This is a genomic window from Variovorax defluvii (genome assembly GCF_039541515.1).
Classification (GTDB): domain Bacteria; phylum Pseudomonadota; class Gammaproteobacteria; order Burkholderiales; family Burkholderiaceae_C; genus Variovorax; species Variovorax defluvii.
In genome coordinates this window covers 1-1,845 of record NZ_BAABGJ010000034.1, presented here as the reverse complement: position 1 = coordinate 1,845, position 1,845 = coordinate 1, and the positions used below count along the sequence as shown (strand labels likewise).

The 1,845-nt window shown below is 65.2% G+C and carries 1 protein-coding gene; it reads right to left on the bottom strand.

Annotated features, from left to right (window positions below; translation table 11 throughout):
* Nucleotides 1–89: 89 nt before the first annotated feature.
* Complete coding sequence (ltrA, locus tag ABEA07_RS15590; protein ID WP_345538951.1) at nt 90–1,460, bottom strand: group II intron reverse transcriptase/maturase; 1,371 nt, start codon at nt 1,458–1,460, stop codon at nt 90–92.
* Between the last annotated feature and the right edge of the window lie 385 nt (nt 1,461–1,845).

Here is a 1,845-nt window from a genome sequence, read left to right as displayed (position 1 = left end):
AATCGGGATAGGGGCCGGTCAGTAAAGACCGGACCCCTCCCACACCACCCGGCATGCGGGTCCGCACCGGGCGGTTCGAGAAGTTGAGGTCAGCACAGGCGGGGAACGCCAAGATTGTCGAAGTGAGCAATGCTGAGCACCCGGTTCAGCCAGTGCGAACTGTTGTGCCACCAGCGGCGAGCGTTGCCTGCGATCTGTGCTGCGAGGTCCCGCGACGCGCCCAGCGCGCGAAGCTCACGGAACATCGTCGGCCCGCGCCGCCACAACTTCAGCTGAACGGCACGCAAGCGACGGCGCATCCATTTGTCCAACCCGCGCCAGACCCTGTACGTCTGCGCCAGCCGGAAGTACGCCTTCCAACCCGGCACAAACGCTTGCAGGTCTTGCGCGATCTGGCTCATGCTGCGCCCCGTCTGACGCCGGGTCATCTGGCGGATGCGCTGCTTGTAGCGTTGCACCGCCTCCCCGGCCACAGCCAGCTTCACCTGCTGTTGCGGCGCAGCCCACAGGCAGTAGCCCAGGAACTTGCGCCCCCATACTTCCGCCACAGCTGTCTTGGTCTCATTGACCTTCAGCCGCAGCTTGGCATAGCAGGCCCGCAGCCCCTCCAGCACCCGTTGCCCGGCACGTTCGCTCTTGACGTAGACGTTGCAGTCGTCCGCATAGCGCACGAACTTGTGCCCCCTGCGTTCGAGTTCGCGGTCCACCTCGTCGAGCAGCACGTTGGCCAGCAGCGGCGACAGCGGCCCGCCTTGCGGCGTACCTTCCACTCGCATCTGCATGACCCCGTTGGCCATGATGCCGGCGTTCAGGTAATGGCGGATCAACCGCAGCGCGGCCTTGTCGGCGATGCGCCTCGCCAGCCGATCCATCAGGATGTCATGGTTCACGCGATCGAAGAATTTCTCCAGGTCCACGTCCACCACCACACGCCGCCCTTGCTCCACGTACTGCCTGGCCGCTTGAACCGCCTGATGCGCGCTGCGCCCCGGCCGGAAGCCGTAGCTGTGCTCGCTGAAGGTCGGATCGATGAGCGGTTGCAGCACCTGCAGCAGGGCCTGTTGGATCAGCCTGTCCACCACGGTGGGAATCCCCAACTCCCGCGTCCCTCCGCCCGGTTTGGGTATGCCTACGCGGCGCACCGGACTGGGCCGGTAGGTGCCCTCGAGCAAGCTGCGCCGGATGTCGGGCCACTGGGTCTTCAGGTCTTCCCCCGTTTGCTGCACCGTGCGTCCGTCGACGCCGGCGCTCCCCTTGTTGGCTTTGACGCGTTTCCACGCCGCCACCATGTTGTGCTGTGCCAGCGCCTGCCCCAGCAGGTCCTCTGGCCCCCAGTGCGTTTGGTCATGTCGCGACGCTTGTGCTTCATCGCGCCCACGCTCGGACGCGGCTTCACCGCGCCCTCCCGTCGGTCGCTCCGCTGGCGCGGACTTCTGATGCCTTGCACTCGCGCTCGTCATGCCTCGTCACTGTCCTTCTCGTTCGGCCCTTCGTCGGATCACCCTACTACTACGGCCTCTGCTGACTTCTCGCTCCGGGCAAGCCCGTCGCCCTTTCAGGCACGAGGCGAGATCTCCCCAGGTAAGAACGCGATCCTTCACCGCACCGTCGCCCCATTTACGCCACCTCGCCTTGACCACAAGAGCTTCACAGCCTTTTGCCTGCTCGCCCTGCTTGGCAGCGCCTCAGATGAGGTTTGTGTACCTCGACTCACGGTTTCGCTCCACGCTTCCTTCCCACGCTCGGTCACCCTCACGCAGTTGCGCTTCACTTCGCTCGCTGTGGTCAGCTCGCGGGAGGACTTGCACCCCCAAGATCGCGCCCATGCTGGGCGCACAAAAAAGC